A 26,533-nucleotide genomic window follows, 5' to 3' on the forward strand; every position below is an offset into this window, starting at 1 on the left:
AGCAGTGATCTTGGAGCATAAAAAAAGCGCCGTTAGGCGCTTTTTTTATGGCGAACCGTTAGTCGTTGGTTGGTTCTTCATCTGGCTGCATCACAGCTTGAATAGTTAATTTCACTTCAGGTGAAACTAATGACGTCAATAAATCTGCCAGCTGCTCTACTGGTTGTGTCACAGCATGACACTCAGCATTAAGATAGCCTTCATTACGTAATGTTTTCACTAACGTACTAAATACCCCCTTATCGAAAAACTCGGGAGCATTAATACCATGTAAACGACTTAAACGCTGAGCAAGTACTTGGCTCTGTTGTTCTAAATCGGTTTTAGGTAATTGCGGATCAGCATTGAGTAGCGTCAGTGCAATCGCGTAACGTTGTAAGGTTTCAGTAATCGTGCGTGCTAGCAGTTGTAATGGCCCAATGCGAGCATTATTAATGACAATGGTGTCACCATCAAGTAGCAATAATCGCTGACGAACGAGTTCTGCGATTAGGCGATCAATTTCTAGCGCTAATTGCTCTGCATCAAAACGTAAGAACAATTCAGCTTTTAAGAACGGATACAATAACTCAACTTTTTGATGGATCTCTGCACGGGTTAAACATTGCTGCTGTATTACCATATGAGCAATTAATGACGGCAACGCAAACAAGTGAATAATGTTGTTGCGATAGTAAGTCATTAAGATTGATTGCTCACGATTAAGTGAAATAATTTCACCGAGTACGTCACGCTCAACTAAGAACTTATCCATGGTAATTGCATGATCGACCAATTGAGTGGCATTATCTTTTGGCATGGTGCAATGGCTTGAATACGGCGCATTACGAAGCAATTCAAGATAACATTCAATTTGTTGCTCTAATGAACTACGGCTTAATGCTCGTTGGCGTGATGATAATAAAGCGAGTGCGCATAATGTCATGGCATTGGTCGCAGCCGCATCGTTAATATGGGTCATCATCTTAACCGCTAAGTCATTTACTACTGGAGAGAGCCAGGTTGGACGCTGTGGTTCTATTGGATTGATGTCTTGATGCCACTCTGGCACGTTATCGTTTAAATATTGATTGAGTGATAACGGCTCACCAAAGTTAACGTAGCCTTTACCAAAATTACGTAATTTACGTAGCGTTCGCAGCACTTGGCCGACATTTTCTTTTTCTTTGCGTTTACCTTGTAGTTCTTTGGCATACGTACCGACTTCCATTACGTGCTCGTAACCAATATAAACCGGTACCAAGGTCACAGGGCGATTTAAGCCGCGTAACATCGCTTGGATGGTCATTGATAACATGCCTGTTTTCGCGGGAAGTAAACGCCCTGTACGAGAACGGCCGCCTTCACTGAAATACTCAACTGAGTAACCTTTAGCAAATAACTGCGCTAAATATTCGCGGAAAACCGTCGAATAAAGGCGATCTCCTTTAAAACTACGGCGAATAAAGAATGCACCACCTCGACGGAAAATTGGGCCCGCAGGGAAGAAGTTAAGGTTTATACCTGCGGCAATATGCGGTGGCACTAAGCCCTCTTGGTACAGTACATAAGACAGTAACAAGTAATCCATATGGCTACGGTGGCAAGGAACATAAACAATTTCATGGCCATCTTGTGCTAAGCGACGAATACGCTGCGCATTGGTGATGTTAAGCCCTTGGTAAAGCTTATTCCACAGCCAACCTAAGAAACGTTCACCATTTTTAATTAATGGGTAAGAAAAATCAGCGGCAATTTCTTCCATCATCGCAATTGCTTCACGACGCACTTTTTCAACAGGTACTTGACGGCTTAATGCTTCTTCTTGTACTACTTTATCAATCGCTTTTGATGCTAATAAACGTTTGAAGAGTTGTTTACGATCTGGCAATCGAGGGCCTGATGTTGCGAGTAATTGACGCGAAAAGTGAATTTTTGCCACGCGCGCTAATTTTTGTGCAATCGCATCATCAGTACCGTGGTTATCTGCCATATAGCGAAGAGATACCGGTGTACTTAGACGGACAACACAGTCACGACCATGACCGACAATTGCCCAGATTTTTTTAGGACCATTAAGGGGACGTAAAATAGGTTTATTTTTTGATTCTTTACCTGGAGCACGACCCCATAAAATAGACGCTGGAATTAATTGAATATTTAATTCACTGTCTTGCTTATGTAATTCCAATAGCTCACTAAAAAGTGTAATTGAATCTTGTGGTAAACCAGTTTTATTACCAAATACACTTGGGTTTTCAGCAACACAAACAAAGCGTGGAAATGATAGGCCATTAATTTCTAATAGCGATAATGGGTCCGGTAAGCCTGATGCAAGTGCACTGCTACGTAGAGTTAATAGATCAGTATTAGACCGATACGGCAATATATAGACGATTGGGCGTGCTAAATCGAGTTCTAGGTCAGCAACTGGATCGGATGGAATCGAATGAGGTTTTACCAACAAAGAAAGTGGCAATTTTAATAATTGTTGATAGATTTTCTGCCCGCTTGACATAGATATAATTAGCCTCTGAATCTTAATGCGCCGCACAATAGCAGAAAAATACAGCTTTCATGCAGGAGATATGCGGTAAATAAACGTTAAAATACCACTTTTTTAACTAAGTCATGGTTTATTTTTATGACTACTTTTGGATTAAAAATCGATCTGGCATGACCAGTTAAGTAAAGATGATTGATTCTGTTAGAATTATTGCCACAAATAATAGCATTATATTTTTTCAATCCAAGTGACTGAATGGCTTTGAATTCCTACTCAAATTGCTGTTTTCGTAAACAATTGGCTTTTATTGTCTTTGAACACTGGATATACTCACAGCAACTGTATAAAAAGACAGGTGACTCATGAAGCCGTTAACGCCGCGACAACAACAAGTCTTTGATTTAATCAAAGCAAAGATTGATGACTGTGGAATGCCACCAACACGTGCCGAAATTGCACGTGAACTTGGTTTCCGTTCTGCTAATGCAGCAGAAGAACATTTAAAAGCCTTAGCCCGTAAAGGTGTATTAGAAATTATTCCTGGCGCATCACGTGGAATCCGCTTATTAATTGCGGATGATGTTGCCGATGAAAAAGGATTACCTTTAATTGGCCGTGTGGCTGCAGGTGAACCTATTTTAGCGCAAGAGCATGTTGAAGCGCATTATGAGGTTGATCCAAGCTTGTTTAAACCTCGCGCCGATTTCTTATTGCGTGTGAATGGTATGAGCATGAAAAACATCGGCATTATGGACGGTGATTTACTGGCGGTACATAAAACGCAAGATGTACATAATGGCCAAGTTGTTGTTGCTCGTGTGGATGACGAAGTGACGGTTAAACGACTGGATAAGCAGGGCTCAAAAGTATTACTTCATGCTGAAAATGAAGAATTTTCGCCGATTAAGGTTGATTTAGAGCATCAAAACTTAACCATTGAAGGTATTGCTGTTGGCGTGATCCGTAACGCTGATTGGATGTAACTATCCACTAACGACAGATTGAGTCAACACCAAATAGCGTAGCGCATAAGCTGCGCTTTTTTTTGCTTTGTAAAATTATTTAAGATTATTTTTCTTAGAATATCATTAGCTTATCTACTAGTTTGTTAGTAATTATTTGTAGCGTTTTTTTGCGCTATTGCTGTTTAGTGCCTAAGTTAAACATAGAGGAATGTTATTTTAGCTTTGCTGCGGGTGAATAAAATGTCGCTGCATGTGCTGTGGAAGGTGGAATGTCGCCGACAAAGGAGGTCAGGACGATGGTGCGTAAACTGATCGGTAGTAGTGGATTAATTGTATTTTCATCTCCATCAATGAGTGAAACAATGCAATTTAATATGACGCGGGGTGTTACCGCAATAAGCCAAGATGTGTTTGGTTTACATATGACGATTCTTTATATCTGTATTGCTATCGGTGTGGTGGTATTTGGGGCCATGTTTTGGTCTATTTTTCACCATCGAAAATCAAAAGGTGCTGTTGCTGCCTCTTTTCATGAAAGTACCAAAGTTGAAATTATTTGGACGCTGATCCCCTTTATCATCTTAATTGCGATGGCTATTCCCGCGACGAAAACCTTACTTGCAATGGAAGACCCCTCTAAATCTGATCTCACTATTCAAGTGACAGGCTCACAATGGAAATGGCATTACCGCTATTTTGATCAAGACGTTGAGTTTTATTCTCACCTCGCGACCAGTGCTGCTCAAATTGATAACCAACGCCCGAAAAGAGCCAATTATCTGTTAGAAGTTGACTATCCATTAGTGGTACCGATTAACAAAAAAATCCGTTTTTTAGTGACGTCACAAGATGTTATCCATTCTTGGTGGGTACCTGCGTTTGCCGTTAAAAAAGATGCTAATCCGGGGTTTATTAATGAAGCATGGACACGCATTGATGAACCGGGCATTTATCGAGGTCAGTGTGCGGAGTTGTGTGGTAAAGATCATGGTTTTATGCCAATTGTGGTGATTGCAAAAACACAACCAGAGTACGACCAATGGCTGCAACAAACCCAAGCGAGTCAACGTCAAGCACGTGAGCAAGAGCAGCGGTTATTAGATATGACCATGCCGATGGATGAATTAATGGTTTTGGGTGAAAAAACCTACAACAACCGTTGTGCGATGTGTCATCAAGTCAATGGTGAAGGGATTCCGGGGGCTTTTCCTGCATTAGCGGCTGAAGGGGTATCGATTGATCCGCAGCAGCGTATTGAACATATCAAAATTGTGGTGCATGGCAGAACGGGGACGGCGATGCAAGCTTTTGGCCCGCAATTAAGCCTTAAAGAATTAGCGGCCGTGATTACCTATGAACGTAATGCTTGGGGAAATAATACCGGAGAAACCGTGCAAGCCGCCGATGTTCAAGCAATTAAAAATGGACTGTAGTGATAAGGAATGACCAGCATGACGGATATATCGCCTCACCAACCTAGCGTTGATCACCATGAACATCATCCGCCAAAGGGAATTAAACGGTGGATCTTTACCACTAACCATAAAGACATTGGTTCGTTGTATTTGCTGTTTAGTTTGTCGATGTTTTTTATTGGCGGAGCGATGGCGATGGTTATTCGTGCTGAGTTATTTCAGCCCGGATTACAATTAGTTGAGCCTAACTTTTTTAATCAAATGACCACCGTTCATGGTTTGATTATGGTATTTGGTGCGGTGATGCCAGCCTTTACTGGTTTAGCTAATTGGATGATTCCATTAATGATTGGTGCGCCAGATATGGCATTGCCACGGATGAATAATTGGAGTTTTTGGATCCTACCGTTTGCCTTTAGTTTGTTGTTGGCATCATTATTTATGGAAGGCGGCGGCCCGAATTTTGGCTGGACATTTTATGCACCGTTATCAACCACTTATAGCCCTGCGAGCACCGGATTGTTTGTGTTTGCGATTCATATTATGGGTATCAGTTCGATCATGGGGGCGATTAATGTGGTGGTCACCATTATCAATATGCGCGCTCCGGGCATGACTTACATGAAAATGCCGCTGTTTGTGTGGACATGGTTAATCACCGCTTTTTTATTGATAGCGGTAATGCCGGTGTTAGCGGGCGCAGTAACCATGGTATTAACCGATAAATATTTTGGTACCAGTTTTTTTGATGCCGCGGGTGGTGGCGATCCGGTGATGTTTCAACACATCTTTTGGTTTTTTGGTCACCCTGAAGTTTATATTATGATTTTGCCGAGTTTCGGTATTATTTCGGCCATTATCCCTGCATTTTCGCGTAAAAAACTTTTTGGTTATAGCTCCATGGTGTATGCCACCGCTTCGATTGCTGGACTGAGTTTTCTGGTGTGGGCGCACCATATGTTTACCACTGGTATGCCTGTTGCGGCAGAGCTGTTTTTTATGTACTGCACTATGCTGATCTCTGTGCCGACGGGGGTGAAAGTGTTTAACTGGGTAGCCACTATGTGGCGCGGCTCATTGACCTTTGAAGTGCCGATGCTATTTGCGATTGCGTTTATTGTGTTGTTTACCATTGGTGGCTTTTCGGGATTGATGTTAGCTATTACGCCGGCTGATTTTCAATACCATGATACCTATTTTGTGGTGGCTCACTTTCATTATGTATTGGTGTCTGGGGCTATTTTTTCGATTATGGCGGCAGCGTATTACTGGCTCCCTAAATGGACTGGGCATATGTTCAATGAACGCCTAGCTCAATGGCATTTTTGGTGTTCGTTAATTTCAGTCAATATTTTATTTTTCCCAATGCACTTTCTGGGATTAGCGGGAATGCCTCGGCGAATTCCTGACTATGCGTTGCAGTTTGCTGATATCAATGCGGTGGTCAGTATTGGTGGGTTTTTATTTGGCCTATCGCAGCTGTTATTTGTTGCAGTGGTGGTGAAGTGTATTCGCGGAGGAGAAAAAGCAGCATCAAAACCGTGGGAAGGTGCTGAAGGGTTGGAATGGACCGTTCCTTCTCCGGCGCCGTATCACACCTTTTCAACGCCACCTAAAATTGATTAACGGAGGCTGATATGGAATCGCAATCGAAACGCTCTGTTATTGCATTGGTGTTTGCAGCAATAGCCATGTTTGGATTTGCGTTTGCGTTAGTGCCGTTATATGACGTCTTTTGCGATATCACTGGAATTAATGGCAAAACAGCAACCACACCAACCAAGGTTAGCGACAATGTTGATCGTAGTCGAACCGTGACGGTTGAGTTTGTTGCTTATATTAATCCAAATGTGAAGTGGCAATTTACACCACAAGTGACGCAAGTTGATGTTCACCCAGGGGAAACAAAAATCATTAAATATGATGCTAAAAATCTCAATTCACAGCCGTCAATTGGACAAGCTGTACCCTCGGTAACTCCCGGCATTGCGGCGAAATATTTTAATAAAATTGAATGTTTTTGTTTTAACCATCAGCCACTAGCGGCGGGAGAACAAGCTGAGTTGCCGTTGGTGTTCTATGTCGATCCTGATTTACCGCGCGATATTACGGTGCTGACATTAGCCTATACACTGTATGACGTGACCCCTGACGTGCAACCCCTTCCTCAATTGACTGAGCAAGAGAATGAGGTGAAAAATGTCGAATTCTTATAATGACTCCGAGCAGCCAGCGGTAGTAAATCCTGATGAATATTATGTTCCTGAGGCGAGTGGGTGGCCTATTTTAGGCGCTGTAGCATTATTTTTAATTGCTTTAGGTGCAGGCGCAACTGTGGGGGATTTATTAGCAGGACAAGGCCCCTGGATTTTATTAACTGGGGTTGGACTGCTTTTGCTAATGTTGATTGGCTGGTTTCGAGATGTCATTACGGAATCGATGGGAGGCTTATATAGTACTCAAATGGATCGCTCGTTTCGACAAGGCATGAGTTGGTTTATTTTTTCTGAAGTGATGTTTTTTGGTGCGTTTTTTGGGGCGTTATTTTATCTACGAATGATTGCTGTGCCATGGCTTGGCGGCGCCAGTAATAATGCAATGACCAATATGGTGTTGTGGCCTGATTTTGTTGCCGATTGGCCGTTAGTGTTAACGCCAGATGGTACTGAAACGCAAGCTATGGGGCCGATTGGATTGCCGTTATATAATACGATTATTCTGCTTACCTCATCAATAACCCTCCATGTTGCTCATCTTGCATTAGAAAATAATCAACGGCGTCGATTAAGTCTGTTTTTATTAGTTACAGTACTACTTGGTGGCGTGTTTGTTTATCTACAAGCGGTGGAATATATCCATGCTTATCACGAGTTAAATCTACGTTTAGAAAGTGGTGTCTACGGTAATACTTTCTTTATGCTCACTGGCTTTCATGGTGTGCATGTCACCTTAGGTGCCATCTTGTTATTTATTGTGTGGTGTCGTGTGTTAAAAGGCCATTTTACCCCTCAACACCATTTTGCTTTTCAGGCTGGCGCTTGGTATTGGCACTTTGTTGATGTGGTGTGGTTATGCTTGTTTGTGTTTGTTTATATTTTATAACGGCTAATGATTAAATAAATATTAATCGTGCCATAAATTAGAGTATGTAGGGGCTTGGGTTAGGTTGAATAACACCCGTCATTAAGGCGATAACTACCAGTCCCAATAGCATCACCGCAATCAGTAATCGACGCCCAAGATAATACGATAACGGACGTGGTGATTGACCTTTAATGATGGCTGGTAATGCACGAAATAAGCACATTACCATCAATAGTAATAATATGATAAATAACAATTTAATCAGCATTTAATGTGCTCCTTTGTGGTTGTTTTAAGCATAGCGGGTTTTAACGGTTAGCGATAATAAGGAGAGGTAATGTTGCGAACTGTCGCTTTTATTGTTTTTTCTATTGCAGTGGTAAGTTTGCTACTCAAACTTAGCTGGTGGCAATTGAGTCGTGCCGATGAAAAAAAACAGCTGCAATCACAAATTCGAGATCGCCAACACAGCATGATTGTTGATTTAGTTCAGCTACCTGCTGAACCGTTATGGCACAGCGTGACACTGGAAGGTGAATTTGATAATCAACATCCTATTTTGTTGGATAACCAACTTTATCGTGGTCGTTCGGGGTATCACCTCTATTTACCATTTATCAGTCAACAACAACGAATATTAGTTAACGTTGGTTGGATTGCTGCGCCACCATACCGTGAAATATTACCGATATTGCCTCAATTTAAAGGGCGTACAGTGATTCATGGTGTGATTGCTCCGGCTCAGAAACTGTTGCAATTTAAGCCTGACTCTACTCAACAGCAATGGCCACTGCGTGTGCAAAATATTGAATTAGAATGGCTTTCTCAACGATTGCAACAACCGTTATTACCCTGGGTTATTCAAATATCAGCCTCAAGTCCAGCTGCTCTTGTTCAAACATGGCAACCTGTAGTGATGGGACCCAAGAAACATTACGGTTATGCGATACAGTGGTTTTTATTAGCAATTGCGGTGGTTGTTATTGCTTTGTTATGGCTACGCAAGGAGCGCGAAGTATGAATAAATATCACTTATTGTTAATGGTTGCCGTTGTGTTTGCATTACCGATTATTATTGCAAAAGTGATATTACAGCAGCAATGGTATCAAGGTGGAGTGACTAATCGAGGCCAGCTACTACACCCAGCAATGACGATAACTGCATTTTCAAAACCACAAACATGGCAACTGATTTATTGGTTACCACCTACCTGTGATGAACGTTGCCAAGGGGCATTATTTAATTTACGTCAAGTGCCGCAAGCCGCTGGCGCTGATAATGGGCGGCTACAAAGTGTGGTTCTTGTTGCTGATCAACAACCGTCATCTCATGCCTTATTACAGGGATTAGAACAGCACCCAGTGAATGCCGCATTACGGCAGCAATTAGCCCAATTAGAATATGGTTTAACCTCGATTTATATTGCTGATCCGCACGGTAATCTGTTGATGGCATATCCCTTAGTTGCCGGCGAAGTGGCTATTCTAAAGCAGGGTAAAGATGTATTACGTGACTTAAAAAGGCTGCTAAAAGTCTCAAAAATTGGCTAAGTCATTGCGGTTATTATGGAGGATAACAAATGATTACCACCAACAATAATGATCGATACTTCTTTTATCTCGTTAGTTTTAGTTTCGTTTTATCACTAGCCGTGGTGGCATTAGGTGCGTTTACTCGCTTAACGGAAGCAGGTCTTGGTTGTCCTGATTGGCCTGGTTGCTACGGTTTTTTAACTGTACCTCAAACGGTTGCTGAACAGCAAACGGCCGCTGACTATTTCCCTCAAACACCACTTGAACCTCAAAAAGCTTGGAATGAAATGCTACATCGCTATATAGCAGGTAGTTTAGGTGTGTTTATTTTAGCTATCAATCTTATGGCGTGGCGACAATCATCCCGACCTAAATTATTGCCAGTGTTGTTGCTATTAATGGTTATCTTTCAAGCCGTATTAGGTATGTGGACGGTGACCTTAGTGCTTATGCCTGTGGTGGTAATGGCACACTTATTAGGGGGCTTTACCATTGTTTGCTTACTGTGGTTATTACGGTTACAGCTATCTTCACCTCTCGTTAGTATGGTTCATATTGAATTAAAAACAGTCTCTAGGCTGCGAATAGTGGCAATGTTCAGTGTAGTGGTGGTGGTTTGCCAAATAGCATTAGGAGGCTGGACCGCCGCTAACTATGCAGCCTTAGTGTGTAGTCAATTACCTATTTGTGAAGCTAATTGGCAGCAGTTATTTGATAGTAAAGCTTTTTTATTAATACAGCCACAGCATGATAGTTATCAATATGGGGTGCTTGATTACGGACAGCGAGTTTCTATTCATGTGGTACATCGCCTTGGTGCGATAGTAACAACTGTGGTGGTATTAGCGATAGCGTGGTTATGTTGGTTACAGCCCGCATTACGAAGTAATAGTTTAGTTTTGGTGTTGTTGCTGACACTACAAATTGCATTAGGCGTGACCAATGTTGTTGCCAGTTTGCCTATTGCTGTTGCGGTCGCACATAACATTTCTGGGTTGGGGTTATTAGTGGCGATGGTAACGGTTAACTATCGAGTAAGGCGTTGTTCGCAATCATCACTCTGCATAGAACAACCGTTAAGGGAGGATCAATCTCATGGATAAATTACAATGGCTTGAGCGTGGTAATACATTATCAGCACCAACGGCAATCTGGCGTGATTATCTCACCATGACTAAGCCTAAAGTAGTGGCAATGTTATTGTTAACAGCCTTAGTCGGTATGTGTCTCGCTGTACCCACGGTTCCAACGATAGAGGTGGTGGTATTAGGGTTAGCAGGGATCGGTTTGCAATCAGCCGCCGCTGCTGTGTTTAATCATGTGCTTGATCGTCGCTTTGATGCTCAAATGGCACGTACTTATCATCGTCCATTAGCTAAAGGACGCATAGCAACCTCAAAAGCGGTGCTGTTTGGATATGTATTAATGGTGTCGGGGTTTATTATATTGTGGCAGCTTAACCCCTTAACCGCATGGCTGACGATGGCAAGTTTAGTTGGTTATGCGGTGATTTATACTGTGTGGTTAAAGCATGCAACCCCGCAAAATATTGTGATTGGCGGTTTAGCCGGAGCGGCACCACCATTACTGGGTTGGACTGCCGTGACGGGAAGTTTGAATCCCCATGCGTTATTATTAGTAATGTTAGTGTTTGCGTGGACGCCGCCCCATTTTTGGGCATTGGCGATCCATCGGCGTGATGATTATGCTAAAGCAGGCATTCCAATGTTGCCGGTGACACATGGCATTGCATACACAAAAACCATGGTGTTGTTTTATACCTTGTTATTGTTTGCCGCTGGATTATTACCGTGGTTAACTGCCATGAGTGGCTATGTTTATCTTATCGGTAGTAGTGTCTTGAACCTTGGCTTTATTGGGTATGCGATTAAACTTAAATTCTTTGATAGTACTGGTCACGCTTGGGCGACATTTAAGTATTCAATCTGGCATTTATTAACATTGTTTGTAGTGTTATTGGTTGATCATTGGTGGTTAAACTGGGGGAGTAAAATACTAGTAATGTGAGCAGTTGCTCTGTTGTTACTAGGATCAGACTGTTGTCACTGTCTTCAAATAGGTACACTAAGCCCTTATTAACCTCAACTAAGGGACGAGTGTGCTGGCTGCATTAAAAGATAAATCACTGCATTATCAAGTTTTCGCATTAGCACTGCCTATGGTGCTATCTAATATTACCGTCCCCTTACTTGGGTTAGTCGATGCTGCGGTGATTGGCCATCTTGATCAATCGTGGTATTTAGGTGGTGTGGCTGTTGGCGGCACCATGATTAATGTCACTTTTTGGCTGCTTGGCTTTTTACGGATGGCCACCACTGGCATTACTGCACAAGCGCAAGGTAGTGCAGATAAAGATGCCCAAGCCGTAATTTTTGTTCAAGGCATGGCGTTGGCGTTGCTATTTGGTGTCGCATTAGTTGTATTACACCAACCAGTAAGCCAAGTTATTTTTCACTTTAGTAGTGCAGGCAGTGAAGTCAAACTGTATGCCGCGCAATATTTCTCTATTCGTATTTGGGGCGCGCCTGCTGCTCTCGCTAATTTTGTAATCATGGGTTGGTTGCTTGGTATGCAAAATGCCAAATTACCGATGTGGCTATTAATTGTAACGAACGTTGTCAATATAGCACTAGATTTGCTGTTTGTACTGGGTTTTGGTTGGAAAGTACAAGGTGCCGCGGCTGCGTCAGTGATTGCCGATTACAGTGGCATGATATTGGGATTGTGGTTTGTGGCTCAACAATGGCTACAGTTAGGATTACCCCCGTTAAAACAAAAGTTAGCCAGTGTTCGCCATGGTATGGGACGATTACTTAAACTTAATCGTGATATCTTTTTACGTAGTTTATGTTTACAAGCCACTTTTACTTTTATGACTTTTCAAGGGGCACACCTAGGCGATAATGTGGTAGCTGCCAATGCGGTATTAATGAGTTTCCTAATGTTAGTTTCCTATGCAATGGATGGCTTTGCTTATGCGATGGAAGCTTTAGTAGGGAAAGCAGTAGGGGCTAGAAATAAAGGTCAGCTAGAGCGTTATTTGGTGGGAACCACATTTTGGAGTTTATTAATCTCACTAGTGCTAACCGCTATTTTTGTACTCTTTGGAACCCAAATTATTGGTGTAATTTCTGATATTCCAGCGGTACAACAACAAGCGGATCAATATTTACCTTGGTTAACGGCAGTGCCTTTGGTTGCAATGTGGTGTTTTTTATTGGATGGGGTCTTTATTGGAGCGACACGAGGTAGAGACATGCGTAACAGTATGTTCTTAGCTACGTGTGGTTTTTTTGCTATTTGGTGGGCAATGAGTAGCTATGGTAATCATGCTTTATGGGCGGCAATGATTGGTTTTATGGCGTTGCGTGGGGGGATATTAGCGGTAATGTTTATCTCTTTGTGGCGAAAAGAAATATTTTTACCACATACTTAATAAACAAGACGTTATCTTTAAAAAGCATATTTTTGATGATTTTTTGTACAAAAAAGTCTTTCAATCCTGACTGTGATTTGTTTAAATGCGTTCACTTCTTATTCAGGTGGTGCGAATGACAACTAAGATTATAGGTTACTTATTACTAGTACTGAGTTTAACTTTCAGTGTTCATAGTTATGCCAGTAGCTTTAAAAAAGTGAATGTTACAGCAACAGCATATAATTCAGTACCAGCACAAACTGATTCTAATCCAAATATTGCAGCTTGGGGAGATCGTTTAAAGCCAGGTATGAAAGCCATCGCTGTTTCTCGCGATTTACTCAAAATGGGCTTAAAGCGCGGCTCTAAAGTGAAGATTTCTGGCTTACCTGGTGAGTACGTGGTACTAGATAAAATGCATCATCGTTGGAATCGCAAGATAGATATTTATATGGGCAAAGATATTAGAGCGGCTAAGCGGTGGGGAAGACGACGTGTAACCATTACGATCCTCCGTTCATAATGAATACCAATAAAAAAGCCGCATTTGATGCGGCTTTTTGCTATTTACAATAAGTGGCTCAAAACGATTAATAATAAGAATGATCGCCACGAGCGTGATCGGTAATATCACGTGCACCCGTTAACTCGCCTTCAAATTGTGCTAATAGCTCTTTCTCGATGCCTTCTTTTAGCGTGACATCAACCATTGAACAACCATTACAACCGCCGCCAAATTGTAGAATGGCAACACCATCTTCAGTAATTTCAGACAATGATACATTACCACCATGGCCTGCAAGCTGAGGATTGATTTGAGTTTGTAATACGTAATCAACGCGTTCAATTAATGATGCATCATCAGCCACTTTACGTACTTTAGCGTTAGGTGCTTTTAATGTTAGCTGTGAACCCATTTTGTCAGTAACAAAATCGATTTCAGCGTCATCAAGGAAGGGAAGGCTTAATTCATCAATAAAAGCAGAGAATAGCTCAAGCTTCATTTCTGTATCACTTGCTTCAACCGCATCTTGTGGGCAGTAGGATACGCCACATTCAGCACTTTGAGTGCCTGGGTTTACAACAAAAACACGGATATTAGTACCCTCAGGCTGCTGAGCAAGAAGCTTGCTAAAGTGCTGCTGAGCGTTTTCAGTAATAGTGATCATGGACACGATGTAATACCTGACTTATTTAGTAAGTTTTATTCATTCTACTCTTTGTGAGTGATTGTCGCATCTCTAAAGCGACATTTTTTATTTGACCACGTTTTATTAATTAATGCGCGTCTTTTTTACGCAATATTAATTAACTGATTGTTCAGTATGACATAACGTATAAATATCCACTCGTTTGACGCCGTGTCGAATCAGCAACCGAGTTAATTGATCTACTGTCGCTCCAGTGGTGACAACATCATCAACAATAGCGACATGCTCAGGTAATGTTATTGGTCGTAATCGAAATGCATGCTGCAAATTATGCCGTCGTTGAGTTTTTGTGAGTTGTTGTTGTGGTTGGGTATATCGTAAACGCTCAAAAGCATGATGATTAACGCGGCTATTTAAAATAGTCCCAAGGGCTAATGCGAGTTGATGACTTTGATTAAAACCGCGTAGACAGTAACGCCGCCAATGAAGAGGGACGGGTAATAATAATGGTGCTGGCTGAGTAATTTGGTGGGCCAACTGTTGTGCCAGTGGCTGCGCTAACCAAAATTTCCCGCAAAATTTTAGTTGGTGTACCAATTGTTGTAGTGGTGGTCGATATTCACCTAAACGGTAAAGACAATGCCAGCGTGGTGGTTGGGCGAGGCAATGACCACAATGGGCGACAGTGGTTAGGGTGGTTGAACCACAATGGTGACAATAGGGCGGTGATGGAAAATGTGAGATACAGTACTGACACCAATAATGTTCAGTGTGGGCTAAAGGAAGTTGACACAAGCTGCAATGTCGAAATAACAAATGATATAAATTATCTCGCCATGATGGCACTCTGTTTGGCATCATTATTACTCATTTACAATTGATGTAAGGAAATATAAATGACATCACTGTTTAATTGGCACAGTGAAGGCCAAGGACCTGATCTGGTTCTCATTCATGGATGGGGAATGAATACGGGTGTATGGCAAGATGTGATCCCACAACTAAGTCAGCACTATTGTGTTCATTGGTGCGATCTTCCCGGTTATGGTGATAATGCCGCGATTGTTGCGCCATCATTAACTGACATCGTGAATGTGTTATTGACACAAGCCCCAGCTCACGCTGTTTGGCTCGGGTGGTCGTTAGGTGGCATTATTGCCAGCCAAGTGGCCTTGACTGCACCACAACGGGTCACACAATTGATTACCGTTGCAAGCTCACCCTGTTTTATGTCTCGAACAGATTGGACGGGTATTCAACCTCGCGTTCTAGCTAACTTTCAAACCCAACTCGTCACTGATTTCGCACTCACTATTGAACGCTTTTTAGTATTACAGGCTTTGGGGAGTCAAACAGCAAAAGAGGATATTCGCCAATTAAAAGCGGCAGTGTTATCTCGGCCGCAACCGCAATTAGCGGCCTTAACGTTAGGGCTAGAATTATTAGAGAAGGTTGATTTACGCCAATCACTGACGACATTATCACAACCATGGTTGCGTGTGTACGGTCGATTAGATGCCCTGGTGCCGATTAAAACTGAATCGCAATTAAGCGTGTTATATCCTCAATCACAACGTTATGTTTTTGCTAACGCATCTCATGCACCGTTTATTTCTCATTTGGATGAATTTATTACAGTAATAAAGACATTCATAGATTAATCAGTTTTAGTGCTTTACGTCAGACAATGAAATTTATAACGGTCGGTATAGGTAAATAATTAACGTGAGCGGTCGATATTATGACTAAGATGATATAACTGTATTTCGAGCATAGTGACAATGGATTATCTACTATGGTGATTGCGCCGTTACAATCAACAACACCAGTATTAGCGACGACTATTAATCCATTAACGGATCAAGTTACGCGGGACAACCGTGTGCGTGAAAAGATTGTACCGATTGTTGAAAGTAGGGCGGCAGCCGCTGAAAATGCTCTTAGTGCAGAAGAGAAACAACGTAATAAACCGAGTTGGGACCCAAGTGAACATCCTGATTATGCGCAACCACAAGCGATGACTTTTAAAGGTTATCAGCAGCAGTTAGCACAGCTAGTGGCGGTTCTTTCGTTGGGGAATTATGTGACACCAGATCAGCCATTAGGTTATTCGATGCACATTGAACTTCCCCGAGAATTATTACAACAATTAGCGCTCATCAGTGCCAGTGAACGCACCAAAGGTGTTGTGAGCCATCATTACGCGCAAGCGACATTGCCCAATCCTCCCACGCAATATCTTAGTGTTATCTAAAACAACAGCCAGCGTTAATGGCTGGCTGTTGAGAGGTACCATGATATCAGTGGTAATTATTTTTTCTTAGCGTTAGCAAATGCCGCAGCAAAAGCACCGCCCATTGGAGGTGAGTTCTTTTGTGGTGCAGATGTGTTGGTTTGACGTGGCTGCTGATGAGATGGTTGCTGGCGAGGTGCTGGCGTTGATTGACGAGTGGGCTTTTCCTGTCCAGGCTCATCACTTAAACGCATCGTCATTGCAATACGTTTACGCTGAATATCAACTTCCATCACTTTAACTTTAACCACATCACCGGCTTTAACCACTTCTCGTGGATCTGAAATAAATTTATCAGATAGAGCAGAGATATGGATCAAACCATCTTGGTGCACACCAACATCGACGAAAGCGCCAAAGTTGGTCACGTTGGTGATCACGCCTTCTAATACCATTCCTGGTATTAAATCTTTTACTTCATTTATACCATCAGCAAAGGTGGCCGTTGTGAACTCAGGACGTGGATCGCGACCGGGTTTATCGAGTTCGCTAATAATGTCTGTTACGGTCGGTAAACCAAAATGAGTATCAGTATAATCGATAGCATTAAGGTTACGTAAAAAGTCACTATTACCAATAATAGCGTCAACAGGTTTGTTATTGGCTGCTGATATTGCTTTAACGACCGCATAAGACTCAGGGTGAACCGCAGAGCCATCAAGAGGGTTTTTACCGTTCATGATTCGTAAGAAACCCGCACATTGTTCAAATGCCTTTGGCCCTAAACGTGCGACTTTTTTAAGGGCTGTACGTGCATCAAAGCGGCCATTTTCATCTCGATAGTTGACAATGTTCTGGGCAATAGTGGCATTTAAACCAGCAACACGTGTTAGTAATGCTGGGGAGGCCGTGTTTACATCAACACCAACGGCGTTTACACAGTCTTCGACCACTACATCCAAACGTTTAGCAAGCATGCTTTGGCTAACATCATGCTGGTATTGGCCAACACCGATGGATTTCGGATCGATTTTAACTAGCTCTGCCAATGGGTCTTGTAGACGACGACCAATGGAGACCGCACCACGAATCGACACATCCATATTAGGAAATTCTTTGGCGGCTAATTCTGATGCTGAGTAAACTGATGCACCGGCTTCACTGACCATTACACTTTGTACTTTAAGCTGATTATCTTTAATAAGCTTTGCGACAAATGCATCTGTTTCACGTGAAGCAGTGCCATTACCAATCGCAATTAAATTAACGTTATGCTTATTGATCAGCGCGACAACGACTTTGGTTGATTCAGTAATTTTATTATGTGGTTGGTGAGGGTAGATGGTGGCGGTATCTAAAACTTTACCAGTTTCATCAACTACGGCAATCTTACTGCCTGTTCGTAAACCGGGATCAAGTGCTAGTGTGACTCGTGGACCCGCAGGTGCTGCCATTAATAAGTCATGCAGGTTATCAGCAAAAACTTGGATTGCGCCATCTTCAGCTTTTTCACGCAAAACGCTCATAAGCTCAGTTTCCATGTGCATTAAAATCTTAATGCGCCATGTCCAACTGATCACTTGTTTGCGCCATGCATCTGCTGCTTGAGTGCCCAGAGTAACGTTATAATGCTCAGCAATGATGATTTCACAATATGAACTACGAACGGCTTGGTCTTTATTGGGATCAGCATTCAGTGATAGTTGTAGAAAGCCTTCATTACGACCACGGAATAATGCTAACGCACGGTGGGACGGAATGTTTTTAATCAGCTCGTTATAGTCAAAGTAATCTTTAAATTTAGCGCCGTCATGTTCCTTACCTTCAATGATACGTGAAGTAAGTTCAGCATAAGTATTTAGTTGACGACGGATTTTTTCAAGTAGTGCTGCATCTTCAGCAAACTGTTCCATCAAAATGGCACGTGCACCATCTAGCACCGCTTTACTATCAGCAAAGCCTTGCTCTGGATTTAAATATTGTTCTGCTGTGGTTTCTGGTGAGTGTTGAGGTTGATTCCATAACAGTTCAGCCAGGGGAGCGATACCAGCTTCAATCGCAATCTGACCTTTGGTGCGGCGTTTTTGTTTGTAAGGCAGGTAGAGATCTTCAAGACGAGTTTTACTGTCAGCACTATTAATTTCAGCCGCTAGTGCAGGCGTGAGTTTACCTTGCTCGGTAATGGATTTTAGAATGACCTGACGGCGGCTATCGAGTTCACGTAAGTAGCCTAAACGTGATTCTAAATTACGAAGTTGAGTGTCATCCAATTCGCCAGTAACTTCTTTACGGTAACGGGCAATGAAAGGCACTGTGTTGCCGTCATCAAGTAAGGTGACGGCCGCATTGACTTGTTCCGTGCGTACATTCAGTTCGGTGGCGATCTGGTGGTTGATAGCGTTGCTCATCCGTTGATTTCTCTTGTTGATCGTTAAGCGTTTATTCTACGGCTGAATCTTGATCTGGCAAGTCAACCGCGGTGAAGAGTGTGTCAGACTGCATAAAGCGAGTCATTTTTTATTGTCTGTTACTAATAATAGCGGGTTGGCGGTTGGTTTCGATGTGATTTAATCATGGTAACGAATACGATTAATAAACCATGTTTTTTTGCCTAGTGGCGTTGGTACTACTGCATCATCGTCAACCTGCTTACTTAATAAAGCGCGCGCCATAGGGGAGTCGATCGAGATGTAATCATTACGGCCATAGATCTCATCAGGGCCCACGATGCGAAAGGTTTTTTGTTCACCCGCCTCATTTTCAATCTCGACCCAAGCACCAAAGAAGACTTTGCCGTCTTGTTGAGGGGAGTAATCAATAACTTTAACCGCTTCTAAACGTTTTCGTAAAAAGCGTACTCGACGATCAATTTCACGTAATCGTTTCTTATTATATTGATAATCCGCATTTTCACTGCGGTCGCCTAAACTCGCCGCCCAAGTCACTTTTTTGGTGACTTCAGGGCGATCTTCACGCCATAAATAATTTAATTCTTGTTCTAATTTATCAAACCCTTCCCGGGTAATTAAATTGGTTCTCATCATTATTCTCAAACAATAGTTTGGCATTGTTCTATCATCGCTAAGGTAAAATAGAAAGCAATAGCACGATAAAATATGACCGTTAAATGGGGGGTAATTCGCTGAAGGAATTAATTGTTAACGGGGCGCGAATCAGTGAAATGTGATCTTGTTTACGTCGTAAATTAATCTCTCAAGTAAAGTAGTGTTCAGAGTTGAATCACCATGCTATAAAGGCATATCAAAAGGGATGTTGTTAGAGATGATGATAATACTAATAACACAATCATGATAATAATTAGCATGTTATAATCATTATTATGCCGTAATTAGTGTGTGTCGGTAATAATTACTCCCCTATAATCAATATAGGCTGTGATAATGTTCACTTCGATTGATTTGGTTGAATGTTCTTAGGCAACCGTGATTGAGGTGAAGATGTTCACCGCTAAATTAAACGTTAGTTATTACGACTGCGTACATTTAGTAACAATACGTTATCGTGATCGATGAAGGTGAAAAATGCAGGAAAATTATAAGATTTTAGTGGTCGATGACGACATGCGTTTACGTGCGTTACTTGAGCGTTATCTTTCTGAGCAAGGGTTCCAAGTACGCAGTGTCGCTAATGGCGAACAAATGGATCGTTTACTTGCACGTGAAACTTTTCACCTGATGGTATTGGATTTAATGTTACCAGGTGAAGATGGTTTATCTATTTGTCGTCGCTTACGTAATGCTAACAATATGCTGCCTATTCTAATGCTAACGGCGAAAGGCGATGAAGTTGATCGTATTGTCGGGCTTGAAGTCGGTGCAGATGATTATTTACCAAAACCGTTTAATCCACGTGAATTACTTGCCCGTATTCGCGCTGTTTTACGTCGTCAAACCATTGAAGCGCCGGGTGCGCCAAGTGTTTCCAGTAAAGTGATTGAGTTCGGTGAATTCCGTCTAAATCTTGGCACCCGTGAAATGTTCCGCGGTGATGCTCCTATGCCACTGACATCGGGTGAGTTTGCGGTATTAAAAGCCCTTGTAACTAATGCACGTGAGCCAATGTCACGGGATAAATTGATGAACATGGCGCGTGGTCGTGAATATTCAGCAATGGAACGTTCAATTGATGTGCAGATTTCACGTCTACGTCGAATGGTTGAAGAAGATCCTAGTCGTCCGCGTTATATTCAAACGGTATGGGGTTTAGGATACGTGTTTGTCCCTGATGGTCGTGAGGCGTAAGCCATGCGGTTATCGCCCAAAAGTACTTTTGCGCGAACACTGATATTATTAGCTGGCTTGTTAATCGCAAGCCAGATTTTTTCATATCTGACAATCGTCAATTACGCGCTACTTCCTAGTATTCAGCAGTTTAATCGTATTTTAGCGTACGAAGTAAAATTGATGCTGAAAGAAAATATTAAGATGGCTAATGGCCAAACCATCTATCTTGATCGTCCTATTCGACGCGAGTTACTTGAAGAATTAGGTGTGACGTTACATGCGCCTAATTCACCCGGTGCAGCAGAATTTCATGATGCCACTCATATCACTTATTTGAGTGAAGAAATGTCGCGTGAATTACATTCGCCGACTGATGTGCGGTTATTGCTTGGTGCCCATAGTTATGTGCTATGGATGAAAACCGATGCGATGCCAAATTTCTTAATGCGTATTCCGTTGTCTGAATTGCAAGAAGATGATTTTTCTCCTTTATTTCGTTATAGCTTAATTATTGCCTTTTTAGTGATTGCTGGCGGATGGTTATTTATTCGTATTCAAAATCGGCCTTTAGTCGAATTGGAGCAAGCCGCGTTGCAGGTCGGACGGGGGGAAACCCCACCACAGTTACCTGAACAAGGTGCATCGGAAATTCGCTCAGTAACCAAAGCTTTTAATCAAATGTCACAAGGGATTAAACAGCTTGAAGATGATCGAGCGCTATTGATGGCTGGTGTCAGCCATGATTTACGAACGCCATTAACCCGGATTCGGTTAGCGACAGAGATGATGTCAGCAGAAGATAGTTATTTAGCTGATTCGATGATCACTGACACTGAAGAGTGTAATGCTATTATTAGTCAGTTTATGGATTATCTTAAATCGACTAAAAAACAAGCCGAAGAAGATGTTGATCTTAATTTGCTGTTAGAAGATGTTGCTCATACTGAAGGTAGCTATGGCAATGTTATCGAGCAGCAATTAACGCTGATTCCCGGCACTGTTTCAGTCAATGCTGTTGCCCTTAAACGTGCAGTTGCAAACTTGGTAATAAATGCCCAACGCTACGGTAATGGCTGGGTTAAACTTTCCAGTGGTGCTTCGGCTGATCGTAAGTCAGCATGGTTTTGTGTTGAAGATAACGGGCCCGGTATTGCCCCGGATCAAGTCACTAAGATGTTCCAACCATTAACTCGTGGTGATTCTGCCCGTGGCAGTGAAACTGAAGGTACGGGTTTAGGATTGGCGATTGTGAAGCGAATTGTTGATCAAAATGAAGGTTCAATTTCGGTGCGTAACCGCAGCGATGGTGGCTTAAGAGTTGAGATCAGTTTGCCGTTACATAAATTGAAGTAATCTTCTGTAACGCAGTCAACGTGGTTATTGGTGAAATAAAAACCCGCTTTCATTGTGAAAAGCGGGTTTTTTATGAGGTAATAATTAGTGTTCAGTTGCGGTTGCTTCATCAATCAGTTCAATCGATTCAGCATGTTCGTTTGGTAAAATAATATTTAATAAAATCGCAGTAATACCGCCAGCAGCCATACCAGAAGAAAGAATACTTTTTACTATCTCCGGTAAGAATTGCAGTATTTCAGGTTTTTGGGCGATGCCTAATCCCATTGAAAACGATAATGCCATGATTAAAATCGCACGGCGATCAAGATGACAGCGTGAAATTATACGAATCCCTGATGCGGCAATGGTGCCAAACATCACAATGGTTGCGCCGCCCAATACTGGCTCTGGAATCAATTGAACCAAGCTTGCTACATCAGGAAATAACCCTAGTAGAACCAACATTCCTGCCACAAAGTAGCCGATATAACGGCTCGCCACGCCTGTTAATTGAATAATGCCATTGTTCTGGCTAAAGGTTGAATTAGGAAAGCTATTAAACACAGCAGCCATGGCTGAGTTAAGGCCATCAGCAAGAACGCCGCCTTTGATTCGTTTTAAGTACAACGGCCCTTTTACCGGCTGTTCAGATGTTTCTGAGGTTGCCGTAATATCGCCAATGGCTTCCAGTGACGTAACCGCAAACACTATCATTAACGGAATCAATAAACCCCAATCAAAACTAAGTCCATATTGCATTGGCATTGGAATTGCGATTAGGGTATCAGATGTGGTGATGTTGGTATTTATCATCCCTAGTGACCATGCAAGCAAAGTACCCGCTGCCATTGAAATGACAATAGATGACACCCGTAAATAAGGATTTTTAACACGGTTGAGTAATACGATAAAGCCTAATACCGTGCCTGCTAACATCAGATTATCAAGGCTGCCAAAGCTACCGTCGGCAATTGCACTGTAACCGCCACCAATCGAGGTTAGGCCAATCTGAATTAAGGTTAAACCGATTAATGTCACCACAATACCAGACACTAATGGCGTAATTATGCGTTGGGCATGTTGTAAAATGCGAGAGATAAACACTTCAGTAAAAGCGGCAAAAATAATGGTCCCAAAAATAGCCGCCATCATGGTTTGAATATCAGCACCGCCAGCTTTAAGGGCTAGGCCTGCACCAATAATAGGCCCCAAGAAATTAAAGCTGGTACCTTGAATTGATAATAAACCAGAGCCAATTGGGCCAAAGGTTTTAATTTGAATAAAAGAAGCTATCCCTGATGCCAGTAATGACATACTGACAATAGTATTAGTATCACTCGCGGGTAAGCCTAGTGATTGGCAGATGATCAACGATGGCGTAATGACCGCAACAAACATTGCCAGTAAATGTTGTGTGGCAGCAAACAACGTTTGTGGTAGTGGTGGTCTATCATCTAAGCGGTAAATAAGGTCAGAATTTTTTGGCGTTGCGCTAGTGTGATGCTGAGTCATACGTGATCCTAACTGGCACTCTGAAATCCATTATTCGCGCTGAATGGGCGATTATTGTGTTGTTGGCGGTGATCTGTGATTGCTGTTACTCAGAACCAAATCAACACTGGCAGAGCGTAAAGTGGCAAAATTTTGTCGCTATTGTAGTGATCTTTTGAAAAATAGCAATCGTTTGCTTTGTTTTTAATAATGGCGGCCGCTAGGTCTAAATCTGTAAGAGAAAGTGAATCACGGTTAATTACTTTTGGCTGTTATAACCGTGATAAAAGAAGAGTTAAGCGTTAGAGTAATTTTCGCGTTGACCTATCCAACGATCGATAATAGCGCTGGCGTTATCAGGATATTGGTCATGAATATAGCGGGCTAATTTTTGGACTTGAGGAATCAAATATTGGTCGCGAATTAAATCAGCCACTTTAAAATCAGCAATGCCGGTTTGTTTAGTACCCAGTAATTCACCAGGGCCTCGAATTTCAAGATCGCGTTGCGCTATGACAAAGCCGTCACTGCTTTCACGTAATACCGCTAAACGTTTCTGAGCTGTTTTGGTCAGTGGCGCATGATAAAGCAACACACAATGGCTGGCAATTTGACCTCGACCAACGCGACCTCGAAGCTGGTGTAATTGAGCGAGTCCAAGTCGTTCGGGGTTTTCAATCACCATTAAACTGGCATTGGGTACATCAACCCCAACCTCGATAACGGTAGTCGCTACCAGTAAATCAATTTCCCCAGCTTTAAAGCTTGCCATAATGGCTTGTTTCTCTTTGGGCTTCATGCGACCGTGAACTAAACCTACTTTAAGTTCTGGCAGTAAGCGCGTTAATTCATCGGCAGTATCTGAAGCGGCTTGTGCTTCTAGTACTTCTGACTCATCGATTAAAGTACAGACCCAATAAGTCTGTCGACCTTCTTGTTGGCATGCGGCACGAATACGTTCAATTATTTGCGGACGACGGCTATCAGGCAACGCTACTGTTTGAATTGGCGTTCGTCCTGGCGGTAATTCATCAATCACCGAGGTATCCATGTCAGCATAAGCCGTCATGGCAAGAGTGCGCGGAATCGGGGTTGCAGTCATGACTAATTGATGCGGGTAACGTCCATTTGTTGCGCCTTTTTCGCGAAGATCAAGCCGTTGATGAACGCCAAAGCGGTGTTGTTCATCAATAATAATCAGCGCGAGGTTATTAAACACTACTTGGTCTTGAAATAAGGCATGGGTACCAACCACCATTTTTGCCTCATCACTGGCAATGTGCAGTAGCTCTTTTTCACGGGCTTTGCCTTTGAGCTTACCTGCCATCCAACCAACTTTAATCCCCATCGGGTTAAGCCACTGGGCAAAGTTAAGTGCATGCTGTTCTGCTAATAATTCTGTCGGCGCCATTAATGCAACTTGATAGCCATGTTCAATGGCGCGTAAAGCGGCAAGGGCTGCAACCAAGGTTTTACCTGAGCCTACATCTCCTTGTACTAAGCGCATCATTGGCTGTGATTGGTTTAGATCAGCCTCAATATCTGCTACCACTCGTTGTTGGGCGCCAGTGGGCGTAAACGGTAAGCTGGCAAGCAATTGCTGTTTAAGGCTATCTTGCGGTGTTAATGACCAACTTTGATGTTGCTGACTTTTACTACGTAGCGCCAGCATCGATAAATTTTGGGCCAATAATTCTTCTAAAATCAGTCGTTTCTGAGCGGGATGCTTTCCTGCATCAAGTTGTTCTAATGAAATATCAGCTGTAGGACGATGCATCAATTGTAATGCTTGAGCAAGGGTCATTTGTTGATCGTATAACCCGGTTGGAAGTAATTCTGTTACGGCTGATTTTTCAAGTAGAGCTAAGGCTTGATCGGTTAAATTACGTAATGTTGTTTGGCGTAAACCATCCGTGGTTGGGTATACCGGAGTGAGGGTTTCTTCGACATTTAATTCGGTTGGCTCTGAAAAAAGGCGGTAATCAGGATGAATGATTTCTAATCCAAATTGGCTGCCTTTAATTTCACCATAGGCTTTAACTTGTTTGCCTTGGCTAAAGCTATTTTTCATCGCGGCATTAAAATTAAAAAACTTTAATGTCACAGAGCCTGTAGTGTCGCCAATTTTTACTGTCAACATCTTACGTTTGCCAAATTGAATACTGCAATGGCTAACTTCACCTTGAACCGTTAAAAATTGGCCTGGAGAGACGCGATTAATCGGCCAAATGCGGGTGCGATCCTCATAACGAAGTGGCAAATGAAACAGCACATCTTGAACATTATTAAGCCCAATTTTATGGAGTTTTTCTGCCATTTTTGCGCCAACACCTGCCAGTTCGGTGAGGGCGACAGTGTTGAGGAGTTGTCCGCTCATGGTTAGTCCTTTTTAATTTCGCTAGCTGCGACGGGATGTTTGATTTTCTTCGCTTGCATTGCAGCCCACCATTGTTCATCAGCAACAATTTGGCCTTGATCATCTAATTGTGGGTACGGTAAGTTTTTCTGTTTAGCGACATTGGCTAATACTGGGTGACCACGCTCAAATAAAATGCGATTGACTACATTGTCATCAAGTAAGGTGGTGGTGCGATCATACATACCTGCATTTTGACGTTGGCGTTGTGCTTCATACAAAATTAATGCACTTGCAACGGAAACATTGAGTGACTGTACCATGCCTACCATTGGAATAATGATGTCTTGGTCTGCCAGTGCTAATGCTTCAGCGGTGATCCCATTTTTTTCGCCGCCGAGAATAATCGCGGTCGGTTTTGTGTAATCAATCTCACGAAAATCGACGGCAGTGGTCGATAAATTGGTAGCAAGCACCTGCATTCCCTGAGCTTTTAAAGCGCTAATGGCATTGACCATTGTTGCGTGAGTTTCAAGTTCAACCCAATTACGAGCTCCCGCTGAGGTATGACTCAATACTTTCATCGCTTCTTTGGGCCATACGGCATGCACTTTATGAACCCCAACTGCATCGGCGGTACGAATAATGGCAGAGACATTGTTGGGTTTATGGACTTCTTCCATACACACGGTGAGATCAGGTTGGCGAGTGGCTAAGACTTGATGAATTCGTTGAAAGCGATCTGGCGTCATCTGGTTATACTATTTCTGATAATAAGGATGACGTTATAATAATATGGATC

General features: G+C 42.4%; 24 protein-coding genes. 15 read left to right on the top strand and 9 right to left on the bottom strand.

What is annotated here, in order from left to right; all coding sequences use genetic code 11:
• Positions 1–58: 58 nt before the first annotated feature.
• Positions 59–2,497 (bottom strand): glycerol-3-phosphate 1-O-acyltransferase PlsB, encoded by a 2,439-nt coding sequence (plsB, locus tag Q0V26_RS09020; RefSeq protein WP_297480903.1) that lies wholly within the window; start codon positions 2,495–2,497, stop codon positions 59–61.
• A gap of 350 nt (positions 2,498–2,847) precedes the next feature.
• Here plsB and lexA point away from each other — a divergent pair, with 350 nt between their 5' ends.
• The 5 genes from lexA to Q0V26_RS09045 all read left to right on the top strand — a co-directional run bounded on the left by lexA (position 2,848) and on the right by Q0V26_RS09045 (position 7,967).
• Entirely contained in the window at positions 2,848–3,468 is a 621-nt protein-coding gene (gene lexA, locus Q0V26_RS09025; protein ID WP_080159228.1) for a transcriptional repressor LexA, read from the top strand.
• 278 nt (positions 3,469–3,746) lie between these two features.
• The gene (gene coxB / locus Q0V26_RS09030; protein WP_297481016.1) at positions 3,747–4,883 is read left to right on the top strand and encodes a cytochrome c oxidase subunit II; all 1,137 of its coding nucleotides are present in this window, start codon (positions 3,747–3,749) and stop codon (positions 4,881–4,883) included.
• A gap of 18 nt (positions 4,884–4,901) precedes the next feature.
• Positions 4,902–6,491 carry a cytochrome c oxidase subunit I gene (gene ctaD, locus Q0V26_RS09035; RefSeq protein WP_080159226.1) on the top strand — a complete coding sequence of 530 codons (1,590 nt, stop codon included), beginning with the start codon at positions 4,902–4,904 and terminating at the stop codon, positions 6,489–6,491.
• Between the two features lie 11 nt (positions 6,492–6,502).
• On the top strand, positions 6,503–7,081 hold the full coding sequence (locus tag Q0V26_RS09040; RefSeq protein WP_297480910.1) for a cytochrome c oxidase assembly protein: 579 nt from the start codon (positions 6,503–6,505) through the stop codon (positions 7,079–7,081).
• Complete coding sequence (locus Q0V26_RS09045; RefSeq protein WP_297480912.1) at positions 7,065–7,967, top strand: cytochrome c oxidase subunit 3; 903 nt, start codon at positions 7,065–7,067, stop codon at positions 7,965–7,967. Before Q0V26_RS09040 ends, Q0V26_RS09045 begins: the two co-directional genes overlap by 17 nt.
• A gap of 37 nt (positions 7,968–8,004) precedes the next feature.
• Here Q0V26_RS09045 and Q0V26_RS09050 read toward each other — a convergent pair whose 3' ends face one another.
• Complete coding sequence (locus Q0V26_RS09050; protein ID WP_297480915.1) at positions 8,005–8,217, bottom strand: DUF2909 family protein; 213 nt, start codon at positions 8,215–8,217, stop codon at positions 8,005–8,007.
• A 69-nt stretch (positions 8,218–8,286) separates the two neighbouring features.
• Here Q0V26_RS09050 and Q0V26_RS09055 point away from each other — a divergent pair, with 69 nt between their 5' ends.
• The 6 genes from Q0V26_RS09055 (at position 8,287) to Q0V26_RS09080 (ending at position 13,444) form a co-directional block, all read left to right on the top strand.
• A complete protein-coding gene (locus tag Q0V26_RS09055; protein WP_297480918.1) occupies positions 8,287–8,970 on the top strand; it encodes an SURF1 family protein in 684 nt (227 codons plus the stop codon).
• The gene (locus tag Q0V26_RS09060; RefSeq protein ID WP_297480920.1) at positions 8,967–9,500 is read left to right on the top strand and encodes a cytochrome oxidase; all 534 of its coding nucleotides are present in this window, start codon (positions 8,967–8,969) and stop codon (positions 9,498–9,500) included. The genes Q0V26_RS09055 and Q0V26_RS09060 overlap by 4 nt, the downstream gene beginning before the upstream one ends.
• A 29-nt stretch (positions 9,501–9,529) precedes the next feature.
• Positions 9,530–10,585: a COX15/CtaA family protein gene (locus Q0V26_RS09065; RefSeq protein ID WP_297480922.1), complete on the top strand. Its 1,056-nt coding sequence runs from the start codon at positions 9,530–9,532 to the stop codon at positions 10,583–10,585.
• A complete protein-coding gene (gene cyoE / locus Q0V26_RS09070; protein ID WP_297480925.1) occupies positions 10,578–11,510 on the top strand; it encodes a heme o synthase in 933 nt (310 codons plus the stop codon). The genes Q0V26_RS09065 and cyoE overlap by 8 nt, the downstream gene beginning before the upstream one ends.
• Before the next feature lie 91 nt (positions 11,511–11,601).
• Positions 11,602–12,939 carry an MATE family efflux transporter DinF gene (gene dinF / locus Q0V26_RS09075; RefSeq protein WP_297480928.1) on the top strand — a complete coding sequence of 446 codons (1,338 nt, stop codon included), beginning with the start codon at positions 11,602–11,604 and terminating at the stop codon, positions 12,937–12,939.
• Between the two features lie 115 nt (positions 12,940–13,054).
• Positions 13,055–13,444 (top strand): hypothetical protein, encoded by a 390-nt coding sequence (locus Q0V26_RS09080; protein ID WP_297480931.1) that lies wholly within the window; start codon positions 13,055–13,057, stop codon positions 13,442–13,444.
• Positions 13,445–13,511: 67 nt separating this feature from the next.
• On the opposite strand, the gene nfuA is transcribed toward Q0V26_RS09080, so the two are convergent.
• Both nfuA and Q0V26_RS09090 read right to left on the bottom strand, forming a co-directional pair.
• On the bottom strand, positions 13,512–14,096 hold the full coding sequence (gene nfuA, locus Q0V26_RS09085; protein WP_199190754.1) for a Fe-S biogenesis protein NfuA: 585 nt from the start codon (positions 14,094–14,096) through the stop codon (positions 13,512–13,514).
• Between the two features lie 129 nt (positions 14,097–14,225).
• Positions 14,226–14,933, bottom strand: coding sequence for a phosphoribosyltransferase family protein (locus Q0V26_RS09090; RefSeq protein ID WP_297480933.1), 708 nt, complete (start codon positions 14,931–14,933; stop codon positions 14,226–14,228).
• Between the two features lie 35 nt (positions 14,934–14,968).
• Here Q0V26_RS09090 and bioH point away from each other — a divergent pair, with 35 nt between their 5' ends.
• Positions 14,969–15,733 carry a pimeloyl-ACP methyl ester esterase BioH gene (gene bioH, locus Q0V26_RS09095; protein ID WP_297480936.1) on the top strand — a complete coding sequence of 255 codons (765 nt, stop codon included), beginning with the start codon at positions 14,969–14,971 and terminating at the stop codon, positions 15,731–15,733.
• A gap of 134 nt (positions 15,734–15,867) precedes the next feature.
• Complete coding sequence (locus tag Q0V26_RS09100; RefSeq protein ID WP_080159213.1) at positions 15,868–16,326, top strand: ATP-dependent Lon protease; 459 nt, start codon at positions 15,868–15,870, stop codon at positions 16,324–16,326.
• Between the two features lie 56 nt (positions 16,327–16,382).
• Here Q0V26_RS09100 and Q0V26_RS09105 read toward each other — a convergent pair whose 3' ends face one another.
• Together Q0V26_RS09105 and greB are read right to left on the bottom strand one after the other, a co-directional pair.
• Positions 16,383–18,713, bottom strand: coding sequence for a Tex family protein (locus tag Q0V26_RS09105; RefSeq protein WP_297480940.1), 2,331 nt, complete (start codon positions 18,711–18,713; stop codon positions 16,383–16,385).
• 159 nt (positions 18,714–18,872) lie between these two features.
• Positions 18,873–19,346, bottom strand: a complete 474-nt coding sequence (gene greB, locus Q0V26_RS09110; RefSeq protein ID WP_080159211.1) for a transcription elongation factor GreB — start codon at positions 19,344–19,346, stop codon at positions 18,873–18,875.
• A 501-nt stretch (positions 19,347–19,847) separates the two neighbouring features.
• Between greB and ompR the strand changes: the two genes are divergently transcribed.
• Together ompR and envZ are read left to right on the top strand one after the other, a co-directional pair.
• Positions 19,848–20,567, top strand: coding sequence for a two-component system response regulator OmpR (gene ompR, locus Q0V26_RS09115; RefSeq protein WP_060997756.1), 720 nt, complete (start codon positions 19,848–19,850; stop codon positions 20,565–20,567).
• A 3-nt stretch (positions 20,568–20,570) separates the two neighbouring features.
• Positions 20,571–21,902 carry a two-component system sensor histidine kinase EnvZ gene (gene envZ, locus Q0V26_RS09120; protein ID WP_080159210.1) on the top strand — a complete coding sequence of 444 codons (1,332 nt, stop codon included), beginning with the start codon at positions 20,571–20,573 and terminating at the stop codon, positions 21,900–21,902.
• An 84-nt stretch (positions 21,903–21,986) separates the two neighbouring features.
• Here envZ and Q0V26_RS09125 read toward each other — a convergent pair whose 3' ends face one another.
• The 3 genes from Q0V26_RS09125 to trmH all read right to left on the bottom strand — a co-directional run bounded on the left by Q0V26_RS09125 (position 21,987) and on the right by trmH (position 26,483).
• Entirely contained in the window at positions 21,987–23,396 is a 1,410-nt protein-coding gene (locus Q0V26_RS09125; RefSeq protein WP_080159209.1) for a uracil-xanthine permease family protein, read from the bottom strand.
• 274 nt (positions 23,397–23,670) lie between these two features.
• Positions 23,671–25,752, bottom strand: coding sequence for an ATP-dependent DNA helicase RecG (gene recG, locus Q0V26_RS09130; protein ID WP_297480947.1), 2,082 nt, complete (start codon positions 25,750–25,752; stop codon positions 23,671–23,673).
• A 2-nt stretch (positions 25,753–25,754) separates the two neighbouring features.
• Positions 25,755–26,483, bottom strand: coding sequence for a tRNA (guanosine(18)-2'-O)-methyltransferase TrmH (gene trmH, locus Q0V26_RS09135; protein ID WP_297480966.1), 729 nt, complete (start codon positions 26,481–26,483; stop codon positions 25,755–25,757).
• Positions 26,484–26,533: the final 50 nt, after the last annotated feature.

This window comes from uncultured Photobacterium sp. (genome assembly GCF_947039875.1).
Lineage (GTDB): Bacteria > Pseudomonadota > Gammaproteobacteria > Enterobacterales > Vibrionaceae > Photobacterium.